18 protein-coding genes are annotated in these 22,106 nt (G+C 73.6%); 7 read left to right on the top strand and 11 right to left on the bottom strand.

The features are described 5' to 3' along the window. Window positions 1-186 precede the first annotated feature (186 nt). The 4 genes from ACFQSB_RS20280 to ACFQSB_RS20295 form a co-directional block, all read right to left on the bottom strand. Window positions 187-1,785, bottom strand: coding sequence for a SulP family inorganic anion transporter (locus ACFQSB_RS20280; RefSeq protein ID WP_380828371.1), 1,599 nt, complete (start codon window positions 1,783-1,785; stop codon window positions 187-189). Continuing rightward, entirely contained in the window at window positions 1,782-2,468 is a 687-nt protein-coding gene (locus tag ACFQSB_RS20285; RefSeq protein ID WP_354840900.1) for a cysteine hydrolase family protein, read from the bottom strand. Before ACFQSB_RS20285 ends, ACFQSB_RS20280 begins: the two co-directional genes overlap by 4 nt. Before the next feature lie 309 nt (window positions 2,469-2,777). Further along, window positions 2,778-3,425 carry a GntR family transcriptional regulator gene (locus tag ACFQSB_RS20290; RefSeq protein WP_354840903.1) on the bottom strand — a complete coding sequence of 216 codons (648 nt, stop codon included), beginning with the start codon at window positions 3,423-3,425 and terminating at the stop codon, window positions 2,778-2,780. A 34-nt stretch (window positions 3,426-3,459) separates the two neighbouring features. Further along, on the bottom strand, window positions 3,460-4,272 hold the full coding sequence (locus tag ACFQSB_RS20295; RefSeq protein ID WP_380828373.1) for a D-alanyl-D-alanine carboxypeptidase family protein: 813 nt from the start codon (window positions 4,270-4,272) through the stop codon (window positions 3,460-3,462). A gap of 359 nt (window positions 4,273-4,631) precedes the next feature. On the opposite strand from ACFQSB_RS20295, the gene ACFQSB_RS20300 reads away from it, so the two are divergent. Next, window positions 4,632-5,180, top strand: a complete 549-nt coding sequence (locus ACFQSB_RS20300) for a hypothetical protein (protein WP_380828375.1) — start codon at window positions 4,632-4,634, stop codon at window positions 5,178-5,180. Between the two features lie 240 nt (window positions 5,181-5,420). Here the strand turns inward: ACFQSB_RS20300 and ACFQSB_RS20305 are convergent, their stop codons facing one another. From ACFQSB_RS20305 to ACFQSB_RS20315, 3 genes are all read right to left on the bottom strand, one after another. Continuing rightward, window positions 5,421-8,795: a BTAD domain-containing putative transcriptional regulator gene (locus tag ACFQSB_RS20305; RefSeq protein WP_380828377.1), complete on the bottom strand. Its 3,375-nt coding sequence runs from the start codon at window positions 8,793-8,795 to the stop codon at window positions 5,421-5,423. Between the two features lie 208 nt (window positions 8,796-9,003). Next, entirely contained in the window at window positions 9,004-10,065 is a 1,062-nt protein-coding gene (locus ACFQSB_RS20310; protein ID WP_380828378.1) for a lysylphosphatidylglycerol synthase transmembrane domain-containing protein, read from the bottom strand. Between the two features lie 112 nt (window positions 10,066-10,177). Further along, complete coding sequence (locus ACFQSB_RS20315; protein ID WP_380828380.1) at window positions 10,178-11,041, bottom strand: PIG-L deacetylase family protein; 864 nt, start codon at window positions 11,039-11,041, stop codon at window positions 10,178-10,180. Window positions 11,042-11,213: 172 nt separating this feature from the next. Here ACFQSB_RS20315 and ACFQSB_RS20320 point away from each other — a divergent pair, with 172 nt between their 5' ends. Continuing rightward, on the top strand, window positions 11,214-12,341 hold the full coding sequence (locus ACFQSB_RS20320; RefSeq protein ID WP_380828381.1) for a glycosyltransferase family 4 protein: 1,128 nt from the start codon (window positions 11,214-11,216) through the stop codon (window positions 12,339-12,341). Window positions 12,342-12,970: 629 nt separating this feature from the next. Here ACFQSB_RS20320 and ACFQSB_RS20325 read toward each other — a convergent pair. The 4 genes from ACFQSB_RS20325 to ACFQSB_RS20340 all read right to left on the bottom strand — a co-directional run bounded on the left by ACFQSB_RS20325 (window position 12,971) and on the right by ACFQSB_RS20340 (window position 16,223). Next, window positions 12,971-13,102, bottom strand: a complete 132-nt coding sequence (locus ACFQSB_RS20325; protein ID WP_354840924.1) for a hypothetical protein — start codon at window positions 13,100-13,102, stop codon at window positions 12,971-12,973. A 351-nt stretch (window positions 13,103-13,453) separates the two neighbouring features. Then, window positions 13,454-14,695, bottom strand: coding sequence for a hypothetical protein (locus ACFQSB_RS20330; RefSeq protein WP_380828383.1), 1,242 nt, complete (start codon window positions 14,693-14,695; stop codon window positions 13,454-13,456). A 139-nt stretch (window positions 14,696-14,834) separates the two neighbouring features. Next, window positions 14,835-15,776 carry a nucleoside hydrolase gene (locus ACFQSB_RS20335; protein ID WP_380828384.1) on the bottom strand — a complete coding sequence of 314 codons (942 nt, stop codon included), beginning with the start codon at window positions 15,774-15,776 and terminating at the stop codon, window positions 14,835-14,837. 147 nt (window positions 15,777-15,923) lie between these two features. Then, window positions 15,924-16,223: a hypothetical protein gene (locus ACFQSB_RS20340; protein ID WP_354840933.1), complete on the bottom strand. Its 300-nt coding sequence runs from the start codon at window positions 16,221-16,223 to the stop codon at window positions 15,924-15,926. Between the two features lie 243 nt (window positions 16,224-16,466). Here ACFQSB_RS20340 and ACFQSB_RS20345 point away from each other — a divergent pair, with 243 nt between their 5' ends. The 5 genes from ACFQSB_RS20345 to ACFQSB_RS20365 all read left to right on the top strand — a co-directional run bounded on the left by ACFQSB_RS20345 (window position 16,467) and on the right by ACFQSB_RS20365 (window position 22,103). Further along, complete coding sequence (locus ACFQSB_RS20345) at window positions 16,467-17,963, top strand: helix-turn-helix domain-containing protein (protein WP_380828386.1); 1,497 nt, start codon at window positions 16,467-16,469, stop codon at window positions 17,961-17,963. Further along, on the top strand, window positions 17,960-18,856 hold the full coding sequence (locus tag ACFQSB_RS20350) for a phosphotransferase enzyme family protein (RefSeq protein WP_380828387.1): 897 nt from the start codon (window positions 17,960-17,962) through the stop codon (window positions 18,854-18,856). The genes ACFQSB_RS20345 and ACFQSB_RS20350 overlap by 4 nt, the downstream gene beginning before the upstream one ends. 262 nt (window positions 18,857-19,118) lie before the next feature. Further along, window positions 19,119-19,322, top strand: a complete 204-nt coding sequence (locus ACFQSB_RS20355) for a cold-shock protein (protein ID WP_248959313.1) — start codon at window positions 19,119-19,121, stop codon at window positions 19,320-19,322. A 119-nt stretch (window positions 19,323-19,441) separates the two neighbouring features. Next, window positions 19,442-21,244 carry an alpha-amylase family protein gene (locus ACFQSB_RS20360; RefSeq protein WP_380828388.1) on the top strand — a complete coding sequence of 601 codons (1,803 nt, stop codon included), beginning with the start codon at window positions 19,442-19,444 and terminating at the stop codon, window positions 21,242-21,244. A gap of 190 nt (window positions 21,245-21,434) precedes the next feature. Beyond that, window positions 21,435-22,103: a DUF998 domain-containing protein gene (locus ACFQSB_RS20365; protein ID WP_380828390.1), complete on the top strand. Its 669-nt coding sequence runs from the start codon at window positions 21,435-21,437 to the stop codon at window positions 22,101-22,103. Window positions 22,104-22,106 lie beyond the last annotated feature (3 nt).

Here is a 22,106-nt window from a genome sequence, read left to right on the forward strand (position 1 = left end):
TTGCCGTGTCTGCCTGTGGAGGTGACGTCAGACACTCCGGGTCCTCCCGGGTGCAGTCGCCGGTGAAGCAGGAACTCCAGCCCGCGAGGGCCGGAATCCCCGTCCTTCAGGGCGGGGAGTAGTCAACGGATCCCTCTGTCGTGGCACCGCCGCCGGCCGGGTGCCGGCCGGCGGGTCGGCCGGGGGTCATGAGGCCGCGGGCACCTCGGCGGCCACGGGCTCGGCGGCGGGCGAAGCGGTCGCGGCGTCCTCGGCCCCGGCCGGGCGGAGGAAGGCGAAGGCCAGCAGCACCAGCCCGGCGAACAGGTAGCCCAGGGCGATCTGGCCGCCCGCGTTCCACGCGACCCGCTCGCCGTGGATCAGGCCGACGAACGACAGCGCCGCCCCGATGCCCGCGTACGCGGCGGCCCACAGGAACGAGCGGTCGATGATGAACGCAGCGATCGAGCCCAGCACCAGCCCGGCGAGCACCGCCCCGCCGCCGAGCAGGGCCGTGCCCTCGTAGACCGTGCCGCTCTGCGCGATGGCCGCGTACCCGACCTTCTGGGCGCTGGTGCCCGCCGCCGCCAGCGCGTTGTCCATGTAGCCCTGCGCCCAAGCGGCGACGTTCGGGATGATCGCCAGCACGACGGCGACGGCGTGCGCCCGCGGCACGGCCTGGAACGCCTGGGCGCCGATGAGCAGCCCGATGTACAGCAGGATGGGCACGATCGCCGGCGTCGGGAACACCGCGCCGAGCAGCGAGAACATGCCGAGGAAGCAGAAGGCCGCGATCACGACGCCGCTGGCCATGGAGTAGCCGCCGCGGCCGCCGGCCGACTTCCATCCCGGGTGGCCGATGTAGACCGCGGGCGGGAACGGCGAGCCGAGCACCGAGCCGACCACCGCGCCCGCGCCGTCGGCGAGCAGGACCGACCGCAGGTTGTAGGAGTCGCCCGCGGCGGCGGCGCTCTCGACGTTGCTCATGCCCTCGGTGAAGTTGTAGATGCCGAGCGGGATCGCGGTGGCCAGCAGCGGCGACACCTCGCGCAGCCCGTCGAGCAGCCGGCCGAGGTTGAAGGAGGGCAGGCTGACCGCGATGTCGCCGGCGGCCCGGCCGACGTCGGCCGGGTTCATGTACCCGCCGATCCAGGCGATGGCGGTGCCCGCGAGCAGCGCGGCCAGGCCGACCGGGATGCCGCCCGGCAGGCGCAGGTCGGTGAAGAAGCCGACCAGGATGATCACCAGCACGGGGAGCGCGATCCAGGCGGCCTCCCACATCTGCGCGGCGGGACGCATGGCGATGAAGGCGATCGAGATGCCCGCGAGCGTGCCGAGCATGGCCGCCCTGGGCGTGAACCGGCGGATGTAGGGGCCGACGAACGCGCCGATCACCACGATGAGGCCGATGATGAAGCACCACGCCAGCCCGGCGGCCCACGCCGTGAGGGGGTTCTTCGTCGTCAGGTACGTGGGCAGCATGATCACGAAGACGACGATGAACATGTGCGGCACGCTCGGCCCGTACGGCATCGCGCAGACGTCGTCGCGGCCCTCGCGGCGGGCCAGCCGCCGGGCCAGGTAGGTGTAGTAGAGGTTGCCGATCAGGAGCTGGATGCCCATCGCCGGCAGGATGACCCCGAAGACCTGCGCGCCGGGCAGGTGCACGACGCCGAGGCACAGGCCGCTCAGCACCAGCACGTTCACCATGACGTTGAAGCCGAGACCGAAGAAGGCGTTGGTGTCCCCGCCGACCCACCAGGGCAGGCGAGGCGGGGCTGACAGGGGGGTGGTGGTCGTGGTCATCGTGCGCTCCGCGCTTCTAGTGCCTTGAGGTAGTGGCCGGAGGGGGCGACCCACCCGAAGATGCCGCCCTGTGCCGCGATCATGTCGAGTCCGTGGCGCTGGAACTCCGGGAAGTAGGAGCCCACGCAGTCCGACAGCACCAGGCACTCGTAGCCCCGGTCGTTGGCCTCCCTGACCGTGGTGTGCACGCACACCTCGGTCGTGACGCCGGTGACGACCAGGCTGCGGACGTCCATGTCGCGCAGGATCTCGTCCAGCCCGGTGGCGTAGAAGGCGCCTTTCCCGGGCTTGTCGATGACCAGCTCCCCCGCGATCGGGGCGAGCTCGTCGATGATGTCGTGGCCGCGTTCGCCGCGGACCAGGATGCGCCCGTACGGGCCGGGGTCGCCGATGCGCATCGAGGGCGCGCCGCGGCGCAGCTTGGCGGGCGGGCAGTCGGACAGGTCGGGCAGGTGCCCCTCGCGGGTGTGCACCACGGGCACGCCGGCGGACCGGGTGGCGGCGAGTACCTCGCGCAGCGGGGGGATGACGTCCTGGAGCAGGGTCACGTCGTTGCCCAGGCTCTCCCCGAAGCCGCCGGGCTCGACGAAGTCGCGCTGCATGTCGATGACCAGCAGGGCGGTGTGCGCGGGGTCGAAGCCGTAGGGATACGGCTGGGCCTCGACGAGAAGCGGATCGGACACGTTGGCCTCCGTTCCTCCGATTCCTCCCTTGTCGATTGTCGACAGGATTGTGTCGGGGGTTCTTCGGCCCGGTTACGCTTCTGTTAGCCGCTCTGCCCGGGTACGGGTCGCGGCCTTCTCGGGCCGGGGTTCGCCGGCCTTCTGCCGGGGTCTCCTCGAACGCCGGGTCTTCCGAGCGCCGGAGCCCCCTCGAACGCCAGAGTCCCTTCGACGCCTGGACCCCTCGAACGCCCGGACCCCCGAACGCCGGTGACGGGAGCAGCGCCGGGTGGCTGGCCCGGAGTGGGTGGATCTCCGCCGCTTTCCAGGTCAGCCGATGTAGGTTCGGGCTCCGTGCGCGGCGAGGGCCGCGACGACCGTCGCGGGGTCGCCCGAGGCGACCGCCTCGTACAGGCGCCGGTGGCGCACCACCCCCTCCGACGGCGTGCGCTGCTCGGCCTCCCTGCGCAGGTTGGCCGCCATGTACAGCTGCAGCTTGGACACCACCGGCTCGTAGGCCAGCAGCAACTGGCGGTGGCCCGCCAGCGCCACCAGCGCGATGTGGAACCGCCGGTGCGCCTCGTTCTCGGCCAGGGCGTCCCCCGCCTCGACCGCCCCGCGCATGCCTTCGAGCGCCTCGGCCAGCCCCGACAGGTCGTGCGCCCCCGACGGGGGCAGCGCCGTCCACACCGCGTAGCGCTCCAGCACGTCGCGCAGCCCGAACAGCTCGTCGACGTCCTTGCTGGACAGCTCGGCCACCCGGACCCCGCGCCGGGGCAGGTGCTCGACCAGGCCCTGCTGCGCGAGCGAGCGCAGCGCCTCGCGCAGCGGCGCCCTGCTGGTGCCGAAGCGCTGGGTGAGCTGCTCCTCGATCAGTCGCTCGCCCGGGGCCAGCGCCCCGCTGAGTATCTCGTGACGCAGCCGCCGCATCGACAGCTCGACGAGGCTGGGGGAGTCGAGGACCCCGTCAGATTCCACCCGCACACCTCCCGGGGCCCATTGTCCGCGAGCCTCAGACGCCGTTCGCGCTCGCCCCGTCGAGAAGGACCCGGGCGCTGCCGTAGCGGGCGGCGTCGCTCCTGTCGCCGAGGACCGCCCCGACCAGCGTGTGGCCGCCGCGCACCGAGGTGAACAGCAGGCAGTAGCCGGCCGGGCGCGTGTAGCCGGTCTTCAGCCCCTGCGCCTCGTCGGGCAGCAGGCGGTTGGTGTTGCGCCAGACGTGGGCACGGTGCACGGCCGTCTTCCCGGTCGCGTACCGCGCGGTGCGGGCGATGGTGGCGATGACCGGGTCGGCCAGGACGGCGTTGGCCAGCCTCACCTGGTCCTGCGCGGTGGAGCGGTCGCCGCCGGGCTTGGGCAGCCCGTCGGCGTTCTTGTACACGGTGTCGCGCATGCCGAGCGTCTTGGCCGCGCGGTTCATCTTCGCCACGAAGCCTTTCACGCCCGGTCCGTAGCGCCGGGCGAGGGCGTTGGCGGCGTCCGCCCCGGACGGCAGCATCAGCGCGTACAGCAGGTCGCGCACGGTCAGCCGCTCGCCGGCCCGCAGCCCGGCGTGGGTGGCGCCGTTCGCGGCGGCGTGCCTGACGTCGTCCTTGGACACCGTGACGAGGTCGTCCAGCGACGCCGAGCGGCGCACCACGTACGCGGTCATGACCTTGGTCAGGCTGGCCACGGGAACCCGGCGGGTCTGGCGCCTGGCGTATTCGACCGTCCCGGCGGTGACGTCGACCAGGTAGGCCTCCTTCGCCGTGACCGCCGCCGCGCCGGCCCGGCCGCTCGCGGGCAGCGCGGCGCGGGTCGCGCTCGTGGAGGGAGCGGCGGTCATGGCGCTCACGGTTCCTGCGGCCGGGGCGGTCGTGGACATCGTCGCCCCAGCGGCCCTCGCGGGCGCCGTGAGGGCGGCCGGGGGGCGCGGCGCCGGGCCCGCGAGGGCCGGGCCGGCCGGGCCGGCCGTGATCAGGGCCGCTACCAGGATAGGGAGAACCGCCATGCGCATCCCGTTATGATCCCATGCCCACCAATCTGGGCATGCGCATTGACGCGAGATGCCCGGGCGGCGATCGTGGTACTTTCCGCCCGCGCGATCCCGGCCCCCGCACCGGCCCCCGTCGCGACTGCAAGCGGACGGCAAGTAGGAGACAACCAGCCCCGCGTACACCTGAGGGTGAACGAAAGGGGCGGGGCATGAGAGCGGGGCGCAGCATGGAGCCGGTACGCCGTCTGGCGCCGATCATGGCAAGCGGCGTGGCGAGCGTCTTCAAGCTGCTGATCGCGACGCTGGCCTTCTGCGGCGCCTACTTCGGCGTGGCGGCCACCGGCGGGCCCGCCGTCCCGGCGCGGGCCGGCGAAACGGCCGTCGGCGAGCAGGTCAGGACCGTCACCCTGTCCGCCCAGGCCATGCCGGTCGAGATGGGCCGCGCGCCGAGGCCCGGCCTGGTGACGGTCGGCGCCGCGGAGCCCGGCGCGCCCTGCCCGCGCGCCTACCACGCGCAGAGCTTCCTGGCCGCCGGCGCCGGCCGTGCCGCCGCCTACGAGTGGAGCCTGCGGCGCTGGAACCCCGGACGCCACGCGTGGAAGACCGTCAAGGTCTCCGCCGCCGGCCGGGTTCTGGGCGGGCCGCGTACCGTCGAGTGGCGTCCCCGCGTCGCCGGCGCCCCGGGCTGGTACCGCGTCGAGCTCGCGGTGACCGGCGGCCGGACGATCGCCGGCGAGAGGTTCAAGGTCACCTGCTGAGGGCAGGACCCCGGAGCCACGTGCCGGCCGGACCGGCGCGGCCCGGCCGGCACGCGGCAAAGATCGGTATGACCGCTCTGAGAAGCACAACGCCGCGGCCCCCCACGCCGAGAACACGCGGCGTCCCGTGGCGCCGGTGCCGCGGCACCCGCACGCCACGCCCAGAGCACCGCCCGGTGCCCGGGCCGCGCCCGGATCACCGGCCCCGCCCCCTGCCTTCACCGGTGAAGGCAGGGCGGGTCAGACGGTTCCCAGGCCCTTTCGCGCCGCCGTGACCCAGCGGGGGACGCCGACCCGTTCGGCCACCGCCAGCGCCTTCTCATAATGCCTGCGCGCGTCCTCCGGCTGCCCGAGGTGCATGGCGAGGTCGCCGAGCGTCTGCGCGACCGGCCACAGCGCCACGACGCCGGTGCCGGCGCCCGCGATGCGGTCCGACAGCGGGCCGAGGGTCGAGTAGGCGTCCTGCATGCGGTCGCGGTCGCCGAGCAGCATCCCGGCCAGCGCCCGCCACGTCGTCGCCAGCTCGTACAGGAAGTCGGCGCGGACGGGGGGCCGGATGGCCGCGATCGCCCGCGCGTCCTTGGTGTGGCCCGCCGAGGCCAGCGCGACGGCGTAGGCGTCCAGCGTCCACTTTGCGCCGCGCCGGTGCGCCTCCTCCAGGGCCTCGACCATGTCGGCGGCCCTGCCGTCCACCAGGTGCAGGCAGAACGTCGTGATCAGCGGCAGGTCCTGGCGGCCCTCCAGCATGCCGGCGCGCGCCGTGAGCCGGGCGGCGTCGCGGTAGGCGCGCTCGGCGCCGGCGTAGTCGCCGGTGATCATCATGCGCATGCCGGCGTACCAGGCGCCCACCGCCGACGGCGCCGGCAGGTCGTACCGCCTGGCCAGCCGCTCGGCCGAGCTCATCTGCGCGTCGGCCTCGGCGAAGTCGCCGCGCGCCGCCGCGCACTCCATCAGCACCAGGTGGGCCAGCGCCCGCACCGCGATCTGCCCGGACGCGGCGCCGACCTCCAGCAGCTCGCGGCCGATGGCCTCGCGCTCGTCGACCACCGTGATCACGTACGACTGGCGCAGCCGGCCGCTCAGCGCGACGGCGAGCAGCGCCGGGTCGCCGCTCTGCCGGGCCAGCTCCTCGGCCTCCAGCGACGCCTCGTACCCGCGGCCGGTGGCCGAGCCCTCCAGCTCCAGCGCCAGGGTGGCCAGCAGGCTCGCGCGCAGCGACTGCTCGCTCGGCGGCAGCTCGATCAGCGCCCGCTCGGTGACGTCGACGATCTCCCACGCGGTGCGGGTGAGGTCGCGGGCGATGCCCTTGTAGGGGACGGCCACCGACGCGGCGATGCGCGCGGTCAGCTCCAGGTCGCCGAGCGGCAGGGCGGCGTCCATCGCCTCGCGGCGGCGGGCCCGCGCCGCCGTCATGTCGCCGCACAGCGCCAGCGCCTTGATCAGCCGGAGCTGGAGCATCAGCCGCTCCTTGGGCGGCCCGCCCGTGGGGTGGGCGCGGTCGAACGCCGCGATGGCCCGCTCCCACAGCGTCGCGGCCTCCCGGTGGGCGAAGCGCCGCTCGGCCTGCTCGGCGGCCAGGCCCGCGTAGTGGACGGCCTTGGCCGCGGTCTCCACCGTGCCGGCGGCGTCGTAGTGGTGGGCGAGCGCCGCCACGTCCGACCGCGACCGGCTCTCGATGACCGAGGCGACGGCCGCGTGCAGGCGGGACCTGCGCAGCCGCGAGGCGTCGGAGTACAGCGTGTCGCGGACCAGGTCGTGGTCGAACCGCAGCATGCCCGGCCCCGGCTCGGTGACCAGGCCGGCCAGCAGCCCGGCCTCGACGGCGTCGACGACGGCGTCCTCGTCCCCGGAGATGTCGACCAGCACGTCGATGTCCACGTCACGGCCGATCACCGCGGCCTGCAGCAGGATCTGCTGGGCCGTCGCCGGAAGGCGGGCGATGCGGCGGCGCAGCACGTCGCGCACGCCGGAGGGCACCTCGGAGATGACCTCGGCGGCGGTGGCGCGGCCCCCGGTGGACTCGGAGTCCAGCAGCCGGACGGTCTCGCGGACGAAGAACGGGTTGCCGCCGGTGCGTTCGACGATCGTGCCCAGGGCCTCCTCGTCGACCTCGCGGACGCAGGTGGCGCGCACCAGCTCGGCCACGGCCTGCTGGTCGAGCCCTTCCAGGCCGACCCGCACCGGCCCGAGCCGGGCCAGGGCCGCCAGCACGTCGGACTGCTGGTCGTTGAGCTCGCCGTCGCGGCAGGTCACCACGAGCAGCACCCGGCCGGTGGCCAGCAGGCTGGGCAGCGCGCGCAGCATGGCGAGCGTCTGGTCGTCGGCCCAGTGCAGGTCTTCCAGGGTGAGCAGCACGGGCGCCTCGCGGGCGATGCCGGCGATGTAGCCGCCGACCGCGCGGTGCAGCCGGAAGCCGCCGGAGGCCTGGTCGTCCTCGTCGGCGGGGGCGGCGTCGTCCAGCAGCGGCGCGAGCAGCGGGCCGTACTCGCCGGCGCCGCGCACCGCGACCAGCGCGCGCAGGACCTCCACCCACGCCCAGCCCGGCGGGGTGGCGCTGCTGTCGGGGCAGCCTCCCGAGGCGGTGATCCAGCCCTGGCGGGCGAGTTCCTGGCCGAGCTGGCGCACCAGCGTGGTCTTGCCCGCGCCGGGGTCGCCGCCGACCACAGCGGCGGTGAAGCGCCCGGACAGGGCGTGCGGCGCGGCGCCGGTCAGCCGGGCCAGCTCGGCGTCCCGGCCGACGAACGGCTCGGCGGGCAGCGGCGGGACGTCCGCGGCGGGGCTCTCGGCGCGCGGCGGCCAGGTGCCGCCGGGCTCGGCGAAACGCTGCTGCCGCTGCGGGACCGTCAGCTCCAGCCCTGGATCCTGGGACAGGATGTCGGACTCCATCTTGCGCAGCGCGGGGCCCGGGTCGATGCCGAGCTCGTCGGCCAGCATCGTGCGGGCCCGCCGCAGCGCGGCCAGGGCGTCGCCCTGCCTGCCGCAGCGGTACAGGCCCAGGGCCAGCAGCCGCCAGCCCTCCTCGCGCAGCGGATGCTCGCCGGTCAGGGCCTCCAGGTCGGGCACGGTCTCGGCGTGCAGGCCCAGGCGCAGGCCCGCGTCGGCGTGGCGCTCGCGGGCCACCAGCCGCAGCTCGGCCAGCCGGTTGACCTCCGCCTCGGCCCACTGCTGCTCGGCGAAGTCGGAGTAAGGGGTGCCGCGCCACAGGCCGAGCGAGGTCTCAAGGCCCGAGCGCGCCGGCTCGGGATCGTCGTTGTCCAGGTACTTGCCGGCCGAGCGCACCATCGACTCGAAGCGAAGCGCGTCGACCTGGTCGGGCGCGGTGCGAAGCGCGTACCCGGAGGCGACGGTGACCAGCAGGCGGTTGGGGCCGCCGCGCGGGCGGCCGGGCTCAAGGACGCGGCGCAGCCGCGAGATGTAGACCTGCAGCCCCGACTGGGCGCCCTTGGCGGCCTCGTCGCTCCACAGGTCGAACAGCAGTGTGTCGACCGGCACCACCTGGCCGCGCGCGACCAGTAATCGCGCCAGCACGGCGCGTTGCCGAAGCCCGCCGAGGTCGACCTCACCGTCGCCGTCGTCGTACGCCTCGACCGGCCCAAGAACGCGGAACGTCACCATGTCAGCCGCCACGCTATGCGGGCCCGTCGAGCGCGCACAAGCTATTCGTCAAGGCCCGCCTTCCTTCTCTCGCCGCGCCGTCGCGGATGCCTCGGGCGGCCCACGGGTGTGACGAGGCTACAGGACGGGGAACGCACGGCGACAACGACGTGGCAGGGGGTATCGGCCCGCACTTCGGCCCGGTGGCGCCGCGCGTCCGCGCCCGGGTTCAGGCGTGGGACGCGGGCTCGGGCGAGCGGTCGTTACCGGCCGGTCTGCGCCGCAGCAGCGACCACGCGCCGAGCGCGAGGCCGCCCCAGGGGATCTCGATGGTGTAGGTCCAGAAGCCGAACAGGATCGCCGCCGCGGTCGCCGGGCCGGGCTGCTGGCCGAAGGCGATCAGCAGCGCCGCCGTGCCGCCCTCCATGATGCCCGCGCCGCTCGGCGTGACCAGGGCGCTGGTGAGCACCCGGCTGACCGCGAAGACCGCGACGGTCTCGGCCGGTCCGGGGTAGGCGCCGGTGGCCACCGCGCAGGCCGCCATCATCAGGCACTGCATCACCAGGAAGCCCACCATGCCGAGGGAGAGCCCGGGCCAGCGCCGGTGCACGATGCCGGCCGTGTCGGCGCGCAGGCGGTGGACGGCGTCCGCGGCGTAGTGCTCGGCCGGGCGCAGCCTGCGGGGCAGGACGCGCAGCGCGCCGTCGGCGGCGCGGCCGAGCAGGTCGGCGGCCCGCTCCCAGTAGAGGGCGGCGGCCACCACGGCGACCAGCACGAGGATCGACACCGCGCCGCCCCAGGCCGCGCTGGTGACCCGGGGGTCGGGGATGCGTCCGGCGACGAGCAGGGCGATGATGCCGGCGGCCGGCAGGATGAACCGGAACAGGGTGTTCCAGATGCCGGTGACCAGCGTGTAGACCACGACGGGACGGGTGGCGAAGCCCCAGCCCTTGGTCATCCCGAAGGTCAGCGCCACGCCGGCCGCCCCGCCGAACGGCAGCAGGTTGCTGACCGCGCTGCCCGCGGCGTTCAGCGTGAGCGCCTGCAGGTGGGTGAGGCCGGGCAGGCCCGAGGTCATCACGAAGGTGTAGGCGTACAGGCTGAGCAGCCACAGCACGGTCATCAGCAGGATCATCGGCCAGCTCAGGGCGGCGAAGCGCGCCCCGATCTCGCTCCAGCTCACCTGCGCGCCGGTGAGCGCGTGCACGATCTGCGGCAGGAACACCACGAGCAGGACCGCCAGGGCCAGGGAGGCCACCGAGAGGCCGGCCTGCACCCATCTGTTCCTCATCAGTGCTCTCCATGTCCGTTCACGGGCCGCCCGTCGCGGCCCCCGCCGATGCGCGATCCCAGTCTGCCGGGCCGTCGCGGCGCCCATCTCCTCCGCAAGGACGAGATGGCCCCTAGCCCGCCTCCCCGGCGGCCTCCTCCACGGCCCGCGCCGCCGCCCCGGCCTCCGGCAGGTCGTCGAAGGGATGCGTGCGCCGGGTGCCCGGCGGCAGGTCGCGGCGGACGTACCACTCGGTGCCGAAGATCAGGCGGTACAGCGGGCCGGGGATCCGCAGCATGACCGCCAGCGTGCGGTCGCTCCCGCCCCCGCTCGCCTGGCTGGCGTGGGCCGCCATGCTGGCCCGTTTGACCCTGGCGAACCTGCGCACGTTGACCCGGTGGGTGATCACCTCGCCGGGGGAGTAGGCCCGTTCGAAGGAGCGCACGTCGAACTCCGGCGGGAAGCGGTAGAAGCGCTGGGCGAGCCGCAGGCCCCGCAGCAGCGGGTCGCGGTTGACGGTGGCCTCGAGCAGGATCGGGGTGCCGGCGATGCCCGCCGCGCGCTGCCCCACCCGGTACACCTGCACGTGGTCGGGGTGGCCGTACCCGCCGGCCGGGTCGTAGATGGTCAGCAGGTCGGCGCCCTCCTCCCGCAGGACGGCCGCGAGCCGCTGGGCGGCCTCCTCGATGTCGGCGTCGATGAAGGCGTTCTCCGGCCGGTCGTCGCCGACGCCGCCGCCCTCGCCGAGGCCGGAGTCGCCGTAGCCGAGCAGCACCACGCGGGCCACCCCGAGCACGGCGGCCGAGGCGTACAGCTCGGCGGTGCGCGCCTCGGCCAGCTCGTCGCCGTGGGGCAGGTCGGCCAGGCCGCGCTCGCCTGCGGTCGCCACGACGAGGACGACCCGATGGCCCTCGGCCGCCAGCATCGCCATGGTCCCGGCGGTCAGCAGCGCCTCGTCATCGGGATGGGCGTGGAAGAACACCGCGGTACGTGCCACGCCGCCATGATTCCACGGCGCCGCCGCCGCGCTCTCCGCCGCCTCCCACGCGGTGCCTCCAGAAGCCCTCCGCAACGCTTCAAGAACCAGCCGCCCCCGGCTCGCGCCCCCGGCTCGCGCGTTTGATGCCGGTGGCGGCCTCTGCCAGTCTGGCGGGGTGCGGATCCTTCACGTGAGTGACTGCTACCTGCCCCGGCTCGGCGGCATCGAGGTACAGGTGGCCGACCTGGTGCGGTCGCAGGCCGAGGCCGGACACGACGTCGAGGTCGCCACGGCGACCCCGGGCGAGCGCCTGCCCGGCGTCCACCGCATCGTGGCGCCGATGCCCTTCGACCTGCCCGTCCATCCCCGCGGCGGGGTGCACCTGCTGCGCCTGATGGCCGCCCGCCGCCCCGAGGTCGTGCACGTCCACACCGGCGCGGCCTCGCCGTTCGCGTGGATGGGGGTGCGCGCGGCCGTCCGCGCCGGGCTGCCGGTCGTGGTCACCGTGCACAGCATGTGGGACCCGGTGACGCGCACGATGTACCGCGGCCTGGACTCGCTGTTCGGCTGGACGTCGTGGAGCATCGTGGGCACCACGGTCAGCCACGCCGCCGCCCGCCCGATCCGCGCCGTCACCGCCGGGCGGGTCCCGGTCGACGTGGTCTCCAACGGCCTTGACGTCTCCACCTGGCGGCCGGAGGGGGAGGCGCCGCCGAGGGAGGGCGACGAGGTGCACGTCGTGGCGGTGGGCCGGCTGGCTCCGCGCAAGCAGCCGGTGCGCCTGCTCAAGCTGCTGCTGGAGGCCAGGCGGCGGGTGCCGGCGGAGATCCCGATGCGGGCGACCCTCGTGGGCGACGGCCCCGCGCGCGGGTCGATGGAGCGGTTCCTGCGGTCCCACGGCATGCAGGGCTGGGTGTCGCTGCCGGGCCGTTACTCGCGCGAGCGCATTCGCGAGCTGCTGGCCTCGGCGGACGTCTTCGTGGCGCCGGCGCCACGGGAGTCGTTCGGCATCGCGGCCCTGGAGGCGCGGGCGGCCGGCGTGCCGGTGGTCGCGCGGGCGCAGAGCGGCGTGGCCGACTTCGTGCGTCCCGGCAAGGAAGGCCTGCTCGGACGGTCCTTCGACGAGCTGGTCCGCGCGGTGGCGCGCCTCGCACGCGACCGCGAACTGCGCGAGCAGATCGCCCGGCACAACAGAGAGACCGAACTCACGCGCTGCACATGGCCGGCGGTCCTCGAAGGCTTCGAACACTGCTATGCCTCGGCGAAGTCCGCCGTGGAAATGCGCGGGCCGGAAGAATCCGGCGGGAAAAGGTTTTAGCGGGCGTTAGAAGGGAAGAGTGCGGCCGGTAGGGCTGCGGAGGTTTAGAAGGGAAGGACGCGGCCGGAAGGGCTGCGGAGGTCCAGAGGGCTCGGACGGCGCGTGGGCCTCGGCCGGGGTGTGATGAGAATCCGTTTCATGTCCTTCTCCTTCGGTACGGGCTCACACTTCCCTCGTCACTCGTCGGCGGGCAGGTCCGTTGCCTCAGTGGTGACTCCGCGGTCGGGGCGAGGTGCGTGGGACCCGACCTCACCTCCTGTTTACCCGCTATTGGGCTGCCGCAGACGCTTTCGACCCCAGTTTCTCCGATCTTGATGTGCCGCGTAACCCCTAGCTCTCCCCAGCAGGGCCGATTACGGCCCTTTCGCAGGCTCCTGCGAAGACGCATGTTCATGTGGACGTATTCAAATCCTAAAAACGCGATGTTTCCAGCGATTATCGAACGTGTTGCGGGTGCCCGCCCCGCGATGGCCGGTGCGGGCCCGCGTATTCGCCGCCGTGAGCCCTCCGGGACCGTCCGTGAAGGGCGCGGCGTCGGTGAACGGCCGGGGTGATCCGCCCGCGATGGATTCCCCGAAGGCGCCGGTACGGGCGCGACCGCGCGCGGCGGCCGCCGCGGGCTCGGCGGCTCAGTGGACGGCGTTCCACACGGTGATGGCGGTGCGCCATGCGAGCAGGGTCATCTCGAGTCCGAGGCGCAGCCACTCGCGGCGTTCGCGGCCGGCCCACCGGGTGCGGTGCTTCTTTCGCCTGTCGGCCATCTGGCCCCCCTTTCCATGCCGGTCTCCGGGGGCGGGGAGCGGGGCGCGCGCCCTCGTCGCCCGCCGTGTCCGGGCGTCCGCGCGGGTGCCGTGAACTTCTGCCCGGGGACCGGGGGGCTGGTCGGCGGGCCGTTCCGGATGCAACCTGGCCGGGCGCGTCAATAGGCGTTCCGCGTGCGCCCGCAGTGCCGGACGGCGCGAGGCGCTCACCCGGGTGAAGCTGTTCTCCCACGTCAGGCGCACGCGCGGTTATTGACATGATCGTACCCGTCGGTAACGACCTTGAACCTCCCGGCGGGCCCGCCGTTTCCGGGCGTGTCGCGGCGGGGCCGTGCCGCCCCGGGGCCGGGGTCAGCGGTGGCGCAGGATGAAGTCATCCTCCTCGTCGCCGGCGCCGACGCTGCCGACCGCCCACAGGCCGCCGGCGCCCGGGACGCGGGCGATGCCGGTCCTGCGGACGTCGTCGGACTCCTCGTACTGCTGGCCCTCCCGGTGCTCGCGCACCAGCGGGCCGTACGACCGCGACCACCCAGTCCCGTCGAAGTGGAGGAACAGCGCCTGGCCCGAGTGGTCGGCGTCGACGCCGCTGATCCACACATCGCCGGGACCGGAGCCCGTGACGCCGTCGAGCGCGCCGCCCGGCACCGGCACCTCGACGCTCCGCCAGGCGAGGCCGTCCCAGTGCAGGACCAGCGGGGTCCGCGGCGTCCGCGGGCCGCCGCCGGGGGCCGTCACGGCGCCCACCGCCCACACGTCGTCCGGACCGGCCGTCCATACCCCGCGCAGCACCCCGCCGGGGATCGCCGGGGTGCGGGCCCGCTGCCACGACTGGATCGCCGTGCCCGAGACGGCGCTGCCGTGCCAGATCATCGGACCGCCCTGCGCGTCCGGCGCCGCGGCGTCGTTGCCGACCGCCCACACGTGGCCGGTCGTGGCGGTCACGGCCGTGAAGTACCCGTCGGCGCGCAGGGCGTTGCGGAAGCCCCGCCCGGTCCACTCGGTGATCACGCCCTGTGTGGTGTTGCGGCCGGCCAGCCACGCGTGGCCGCCGTGCGCGGCGACGTCGGACAGGACGTACTCCTCGGCCACCCCATAGGGATGCCGCGGCGTCCAGCGCGTGCCGTCCCAATGTGCCGCGTACGGGCTGTCACCGGCGCCGACGACCCACACGTCGCGGGCGCCCGCCGCGCTCACCCCGAGCAGGCGCCCGGCGTCACCGGCCCCCTCCGGCGTCTCGGTCCAGCGCGTGCCGTCCCAGTGCTGCAGGGCGGGGCGGCCCTCGCTGTCCTCGGCGCCGTCCTTGTACCCGACGGCCCAGGCGTCGCGCGGGCCGCTCGCCGCGACGTCGAGCAGCGCGGCGGCGCCGCCGAGGCGGGCGCCGGCGAAGAGCTTCCAGTGCGGAGAAGCGGCCGTCCTGCCCGTGGCGGCGGGGCTCGGGCCGGTCGTCGCGGCCCCGCCGGGGGAGCCGGCGCCCGTGGCGGTGGAGGTGGCCGCGCGCGCGGGCGGCGCGCCGTCCTGGTCGCCGGCGCAGGCGGGCGCGAGTGCCAGGGCCAGGCAGGCCACCGCGAGCGGCCATCGGAGCGTTGTCCCCATGGGACGGCATGCTCGCAGGAAGCCCCCTGGCCACGCCACCGTCGCCACGCGTGCCGCCCGGCGTGGCGTGCCGCTCGGTGCGGCGGCTCCCGCGTGACGGCTCGCGGGGTGGCCGCCCCAGGCCGGGGAACGCGGGCGGTCAGAGGGTGGGGTCGAGCCGGCGGGCGACGTCCTGGTACACCCCGAGCAGCAGATCCCAGAACCGGGGGACGTCCAGGCCGGTGCCCACCAGCGCGTTGGGCACGCGGTCGCCGAGGTCGAAGTGCGTGACGGTCATCCCCGAGGTATACCGGCCGGCCGTCTCCACCTGCACCAGCGCCGGCACCACCTCGACCAGCGTGGGGTCGATCAGGTAGGCGATCGCGCACGCGTCGTGGATGGCCGGCCCTTCCTCGGCGGTGACCATCCCGTAGAACTCCACGCACGGCACCAGCAGGTCGGCGCCGAGCCGGCCCATCGCGCGCATGCGGTCGACGACCTCGCCGACGGCGAGCGCCCGCCGGCTCACGTCCAGCCCGATCATGGTGACCGTCCAGCCGGCGTCGAACACGATGGCCGCGGCCTCGGGGTCGGCGGCGATGTTGAACTCGGCGGCGGGGGAGAAGTTGCCCCGGGTGGAGGAGCCGCCGAGGATGGCGAACTCGCGGGCCCATTCGACGATCCTCGGCTCGCGCAGCAGGGCCAGCGCCACGTTGGTCAGCGGGCCGATCGCGACCAGCGTGACCTCGCCTGGCGCGGCCCGCAGGGTGTCGATGATGAAGTCGGCGGCGTGCCCGTCGTCGGCGGGGAGCATCGCCTCGGGCAGGACGGCTCCGCCGAGTCCGTGCTCGCCGTGGACGGACGCCGCGTTCACCGGGGTGCGCAGCAGGGCGCCGGCGCTGCCGGGGACGACCGGGACGCCGGGGAAGCCGAGGAACTCGCGCAGCCGCAGCGCGTTGCCGGTCGTGTGCCCCAGGTCGACGTTGCCCCCGACCGTGGTGATCCCCAGGATCGAGAGCGCGGGGCTGCCGTGCGCGAGCGTGATCGCCAGGGCGTCGTCGATCCCCGGGTCGCAGTCGATGATGATCTTCTTGGGCGCCACATCTGTAGCTTGGACGACGCACGACAATTCCGGCAAATCTCCGTAGCTCGGCCGGTGGCCGGTCGCCGTCTCCGGGTCCGCGTGCGGACCCGCCGGAACGTGTACGGCTCGCGCGGGGCGTGGTCGCGCGAGCCGTACGGTCTGGGGTCAGCGCCGGATGACGTGAAGGACGCTGGCGATGCGCTCCGCCGCCGTGACGATGTCGGAGGCGTGGCCGATGCGGCCGGCCCACGACAGCCAGAACCACCACTCGCCGTCGGCCGCGTTGGCGGCCAGGACGTCCTCGGTGACGGCCGGGGCCATGGGGTTGATCACGCGCAGGCGCGGATACAGGCCGGTGCGGGCCGTCAGGCGCACCTGGAACGCGTGCGCTTCGAGCTGCGCGGCGAGTCGCTCCAGGTGGTCGAGTGCCTCAGCCGAATGAACGCTCGGTTCTGCGGTTCTCATCTTTGGTCTCCAGCGGGGACATCGGTGACCGGATGGGGACCAGACTGAACCCGGCCGCTCCTACCGGCAATCGGAGCAAATCCACTGATAAGTGGAATACCGTCGATCGGACCGGAGGTTTACGTGGAAACCACGCGGATGCCCAGGCATCAGTCCCATAACGCTGTGGGCTAATAGGTGCCGGCTGGTTAACATCGGGGAAACATCCGTAAGGCCGAACACTCCAGTGGCGGAGGGCGAGAGATGGCCCGTGGAGAACACTCCCCGGCGTGTGCGCGACGCTGGCGCGAGCAGGCCGTGTCCCGCCAGTGGACCCTGTGGCAGACCGCCCAGGCCATCAACGGCTGCTGCGGGGTCAGCCTGCTCAAGGCCCACCGCCTCGCGCGCGGCTGGTCGGCCCGGCAGGCCATCGAAGAGCTCGAACGGCTCTGCGAGGCCCACTCCCTCGGGCTGCCGCGCGCCAGCATCGACCTGCTGAACGCCTGGGAGAACAACCGCGCCCGCCCCCGGCCGCAGACCATCGACCAGATCGCGCGCCTGTACTCCGCCAACGCCGTGCGCCTCGGCCTGGCCGCCGACTACTGCGACGACGGCGAGGGGCCGAACGTCGTGGTCGTCGCCGCCGGCCACACCATCCCGGCCCCCGCGCTCCCCGTCGAGGACGCCGCCCAGCCCCGGCCGCGCCCGGCGGCCGACGACTCAGGCGACGAGGCCGAACGCCGCGCCCTGTTCCACCACGCGCTGCTCAGCTCCGGTCTGCCGCTCAACGGCCGCCTGCTCGCCGAGGTCGAGCGCACCCGCCAGGACGTCGACCGCACGCTCGCCGCCGCCACCGTCAGCGAGGACCAGCTCGACCGGCTCGACGAGCAGGTCCTGCGCTACCGCCGCGAGTACATCAAGAGCGCGCCGCTGCCGATGCTGTACCGCCTGATGCTGGAGATCGCCGACGTCCGCAGGCTGGTCTCGGCCCGGCAGCCCGCCGCCACCCAGCGCCGCCTGCTGAACGCCACCACGATGCTCGCGCTGCTGTCGGCCGACGCGCTCATGAAGCTCGGCGACACCCGTCAGGCCCACGCCTGGTACGGCACCGCGCGGGCCGCCTCCGACGACATGGGCGAGGTCCGGCTGCGCGCGCTCGTGCGCGCCCAGGAGGCCATGCTGCCCTACTACTACGGCGACCTCACCGAGACCGTGCGGCTGGCCCGCGAGGCGCGGATGCTGGCCGGGAGCGCTCCAAGCTCGCCCGCGGCCCTGGGCGCCGCCGCCGAGGCGCGGGCGCTGGCCCGCATGGGCGAGCACCAGGCCGCCCGCGTCGCGCTGGCCGAGGCCGAGCGCATCTTCTCGCGGATGCCCCGCGAGGGCGCCGACCACCTGGCCTTCCGCTTCTCCGAGCGGCGGCTGCAGTTCTACCGCATGGGCACGTTGATCGAGCTCGGCGAGGCCGAGCAGGTGCAAGAGTGGATCTCCCGGTCCGCGAGCCCGTACACCATCGACCCCGCGCTCGTGCTGCTCGACCAGGCGGGCCACGTGGCGCGCGAGGGGGACTACGACCAGGCGTGCCGGCTGGCCGAGCAGGCCCTGACCCAGGTGCCGCCCGAGCACCGCACCTCCATCGTGGTCACCCGGGCCCGCGCCCTGCTGGCGATCATCCCGAGGACCCAGCGCCGCACCCCCGCCGCGCGACATCTCCACGACCTGCTCGCGGAAGCGGGTCCGCAGCTCGCGCTGGAGCGGCCATGAACATGCTGGCGGACGAGGCCGCGGCGATCCTGGGGGAGGTGTGCGAGAGCGTCGGCCTCGACGCCAGGGACGCGCAGCTGCTCCGGGTGCGCAGCAACGCCGTGTTCAAGCTCCGCGACGAGATCGTGGTGCGCATCGCCACCGCGCCGGACGCCATGACACGGCTGCCCGTCGTGCTCGCCGTCGCCCGGTGGCTGGCCGACCAGGGCTTCCCCACGGTGCGCCCGGCCGACGAGCTGTGCGACCAGCCGCTGGTGTACGACGGGCGGGTGGTCACCTTCTGGCATTACGTGCCGGCGAGCGGGCGGCCGACGACCACCCAGCTCGGCGACATCCTGCGCAGCCTCCACCTGCTGCCGGTGCCGCCGTTCCCGCTGAAGCGGCTCGCCGACCCGCTGGCGGAGGTGCGCGAGTCCGTCGAGCACCGCAAGGAGGTGCTGACCCCCTGCCAGCGCGCCTGGCTGCGCGACCGGGTGGCCGAGCTCACCTCGCGCTGGGCCGACCTCGGCACCGAGGGGCCTCCCGTGCTGCTGCACGGCGACGCCTGGATCGACAACCTGCTGCGCTGCCAGGACGGCCACGCCGTTCTGTGCGACTGGGACGGGGTCGCCGTCGGCCCCCGCGAGTGGGACCTCGTGCACACCTACCACGGGCAGCGCCGCTTCGGCCTGACGGCCGCGCAGGTCGACGACTTCGCCGGCGCTTACGGCTTCGACCTGCGCGCCTGGCACGGCTACCCGACCCTCATGGAGGTCAGGGACATGTACGCGGTGGGCATCCACATCCGCAACGCCACCCGCGATCCGTTCTCCCGCAAGGAGCTGCCGCGCCGGCTCGACTCGCTCACCCGCGGTGACGGACAGGCCCGCTGGTACCTCGCCGAGCCGGCGTGAGCCACCTCACGCGGAGTTCATGATTTCTTTGCCCTGGACACGAGTGATGCGTTTGTGATTCCGGGGGCGGGCGGGTACTGTCGGCGATGTTGCAGTCGTAGTTTCCTCGCACGTCTTTTTTGAAAGCGCCCGCGGGAAGTTCCTGGCAGCGGTCGTTCTTGCTTCTTCAGCGGTTTCGTGGATGCAGCAGGGTATGGTCCGCTACGCAGCCCCGTGCCGCCGACCCGGCGGACCGGTGAAGCCCTAACAGGGAGAAGCAGAGTTGTCTGAAGGTACCGTCAAGTGGTTCAACGCCGAAAAGGGCTTTGGCTTCATCGCCCCGGACGACGGTAGTGCCGACGTGTTCGTGCACTACTCGGCGATCACCTCCGGGGGCTACCGCAGCCTGGACGAGAACCAGCGCGTCACCTACGTGACCGTCCAGGGGGCGAAGGGTCCCCAGGCGGAGCAGGTCACCGTCATCTGACGCGACGTCTCCTCCGGGCCCGTACCGCCTCGCGGTGCGGGCCCTCAGATTTCTCCGGGTAAGGCCACCCCGTCTCCGCCGCCCGATACTTTGCCCCTTCTTGGGGTAGAGGCGGCCGGGTGAGACTGACTTATACCTCAGACCTGTGGTGGAAGAACGCGGTCGTCTATTGCCTGGACGTCGAGACCTTCGCCGACGGCAACGGCGACGGCGTCGGCGACTTCCGGGGCGCCGCGCAGCACATCGACCACCTCGAACGGCTCGGTGTGACCTGTATCTGGCTGATGCCGTTCTTCCCGACCCCCGACCGCGACGACGGGTACGACATCACCGACTTCTACAGCGTGGATCCGCGGCTGGGCACGCTGGGGGAGTTCGTCGAGTTCATGCGGGTGGCGCGCGACCGCGGCATCCGGGTGATCGCCGACCTGGTCGTCAACCACACCTCCGACGAGCATCCCTGGTTCAAGGACGCGAGGTCCAGCCGGGACTCCCCCCACCGCGACTGGTACATCTGGTCCGACACCCCCGAGCCGGACGACCCCAAGGGCGTGGTGTTCCCCGACGCCGAGGACTCCCTGTGGCAGTACGACGAGGGCAGCGGCCAGTACTACTACCACCGCTTCTACCGGTTCCAGCCCGACCTCAACGTCGCCAACCCCGAGGTGCGCGACGAGATCGCCCGCATCCTGGGCTTCTGGATGGAGCTCGGCCTGTCGGGGTTCCGCGTCGACGCCGTGCCCTTCCTCGTCGAGGACGTCGGCAAGAAGGAGGAGGCCGACGAGGAGCCCTCCGGCGAGAAGGGCGCCAAGGCGGGCCAGGACGGCGGTGAGACGGGCAAGGCGGTGGACCACAAGGCCAAGGACGCCGGGCTGCCCGACGTGCACGAGTTCCTGCGCGACATGCGGGCGTTCATGAACCGCAGGGACGGCAGCGCCATGCTCCTCGGCGAGGTCAACCTCGAGTATCCCGACCTGCGCAAGTTCTTCGGCAACGACCTCGGCAACGAGGTCACGATGTGCTTCGACTTCATCGGCATGCAGCGCATGTACCTCTCGCTCGCGCGCGGCGACTCCCGCCCGCTCGCCGACGCGCTGCGGCAGCGCCCCGCCCCGCCCAAGGACTGCCAGTGGGCCTCGTTCGTCCGCAACCACGACGAGCTGACGCTGGACAAGCTGAGCGAGGCCGAGCGCAAGGAGGTCTTCGAGGCCTTCGGCCCGGACAAGGACATGCAGCTGTTCGGCCGCGGCCTGCGCCGCCGCCTGCCCTCCATGCTCGGCGGCGACCTGCGCAAGATCAAGATGGTGTACAGCCTGCTGTTCTCGATGCCGGGCACCCCCGTGCTGTTCTACGGCGAGGAGATCGGCATGGCCGAGAACCTCGCGGTCAAGGGCCGCGAGGCGGTGCGGACGCCGATGCAGTGGACGCCGCACGAGAACGGCGGGTTCTCCACCGCCGACCCCGAGAACTTCCGCAACCCGATGGTGCAGGGCGAGTTCGGGCCCGAGCACGTCAACGTGAGCGCCCAGCGGCGCGACCCCGACTCGCTGCTGATGTGGATCACCAAGCTCATCGAGCAGTACCGGGGCTGCCCCGAGCTGGCCTGGGGACGGTACGAGGTGCTGGAGACCGGCGCGCCGGCCGTGCTGGCCCACCGTTCCGACATCGACGGCGAGACGGTCCTCGCCGTGCACAACTTCGCCGACGAGACGGTCTCCTGCGAGCTCACCCTCGACGGCCTCGACGAGGGCAAGGTGCTGACGGACCTGCTCATCGACGGCACCGTCGAGATCGGCCCGGGCGGGCGGGTGTCGCTGGAGCTGGAGCCCTACGGCACCCGCTGGATGCGCGCGTCCGAGCCCGAGCTGGCCCCCGCCGACGCGGGCGACATCGCCGATTCCGAGGCCCGTCAGAAGGCCTGACGCGAGACCCGGGGCCGGGGGACGGGTCAGGGACGCCGCCGCTGGTGGCGGGCGCGAACCCTGAAGCCCGGCCCCGGCCCCGGGCCCGTCCCGCCCCTGGTGGAGTAGGGGTCGGCTCGGGGATGCCCCAGGGCTCGCTCCGGCCGATCTCCGATGCCCGCGCGGCGCGCCGGAGGCGACAGTCAAGGGCATGACGACCTCTCCCTTGACCGCCGGCGGGTTCGCGGCCCTCGCCAACGGCGCCGTCGCGATGACGGCGCTGCACCTGACCGCCGGCCTCGACCCGCTGCACGGCATGATCAGCGAGTACGCCTTCCACCCCCACGGGTGGCTGCTGGGGACCTCGCTGACCTTCTTCGCCCTCGGGGCGGCGATGCTGGCCGTGGAGATGTCCCGGCGCGGGACCGGCCGGGCGACGGTGGCGCTGCTGGGCGTGTGGAGCACGTGCATGCTGATGATCGCCGCGTTCCCCACGGACCGGCCGGGGATGTCGCTGTCGATGTCCGGGGGCATCCACCGCTATGCCGCGTTCACCGCGTTCGTCAGCATGCCCGTGGCGGGCCTGGCCGTCGCGGCGCGCGGCGGCCGGCACGCGGCGGCGTTACGCGGCCTGAGCCTGGCCGCCGCGGGCTTCCTCATCCTGGTCCTGGTGCCGTACGTGGTGCGCATGTTCGGCATGGACCCCGGGGCCGTCCCGGCCGGGCTGACCCAGCGGCTCGTCGTGGTGACCGAGGTCGTCGTCCTGGTGCTGATCGGACTGTCGGCCGCGGTCGGCCGCGACGGCGCCCGGGCCCGCGCCCGGGTGGCGGCGCGCCTCGACGGAGCCGGGCCGCGCGTCCGCCCCGCCGCGGCGGCCTGAACG

It is taken from the genome of Sphaerisporangium rhizosphaerae (genome assembly GCF_042665155.1).
Classification (GTDB): domain Bacteria; phylum Actinomycetota; class Actinomycetes; order Streptosporangiales; family Streptosporangiaceae; genus Sphaerisporangium; species Sphaerisporangium rhizosphaerae.

Excerpts from the sequence above, each read along its gene's own strand:
- ACFQSB_RS20280 (WP_380828371.1), bottom strand. The coding sequence starts at position 1,785 with ATGACCACGACCACCACCCCCCTGTCAGCCCCGCCTCGCCTGCCCTGG.
- ACFQSB_RS20295 (WP_380828373.1), bottom strand. The coding sequence starts at position 4,272 with ATGACCGCCGCTCCCTCCACGAGCGCGACCCGCGCCGCGCTGCCCGCG.
- ACFQSB_RS20300 (WP_380828375.1), top strand. The coding sequence starts at position 4,632 with ATGAGAGCGGGGCGCAGCATGGAGCCGGTACGCCGTCTGGCGCCGATC.
- ACFQSB_RS20305 (WP_380828377.1), bottom strand. The coding sequence starts at position 8,795 with ATGGTGACGTTCCGCGTTCTTGGGCCGGTCGAGGCGTACGACGACGGC.
- ACFQSB_RS20310 (WP_380828378.1), bottom strand. The coding sequence starts at position 10,065 with ATGAGGAACAGATGGGTGCAGGCCGGCCTCTCGGTGGCCTCCCTGGCC.
- ACFQSB_RS20325 (WP_354840924.1), bottom strand. The coding sequence starts at position 13,102 with ATGGCCGACAGGCGAAAGAAGCACCGCACCCGGTGGGCCGGCCGCGAA.
- ACFQSB_RS20330 (WP_380828383.1), bottom strand. The coding sequence starts at position 14,695 with ATGGGGACAACGCTCCGATGGCCGCTCGCGGTGGCCTGCCTGGCCCTG.
- ACFQSB_RS20340 (WP_354840933.1), bottom strand. The coding sequence starts at position 16,223 with ATGAGAACCGCAGAACCGAGCGTTCATTCGGCTGAGGCACTCGACCAC.
- ACFQSB_RS20345 (WP_380828386.1), top strand. The coding sequence starts at position 16,467 with ATGGCCCGTGGAGAACACTCCCCGGCGTGTGCGCGACGCTGGCGCGAG.
- ACFQSB_RS20350 (WP_380828387.1), top strand. The coding sequence starts at position 17,960 with ATGAACATGCTGGCGGACGAGGCCGCGGCGATCCTGGGGGAGGTGTGC.
- ACFQSB_RS20365 (WP_380828390.1), top strand. The coding sequence starts at position 21,435 with ATGACGACCTCTCCCTTGACCGCCGGCGGGTTCGCGGCCCTCGCCAAC.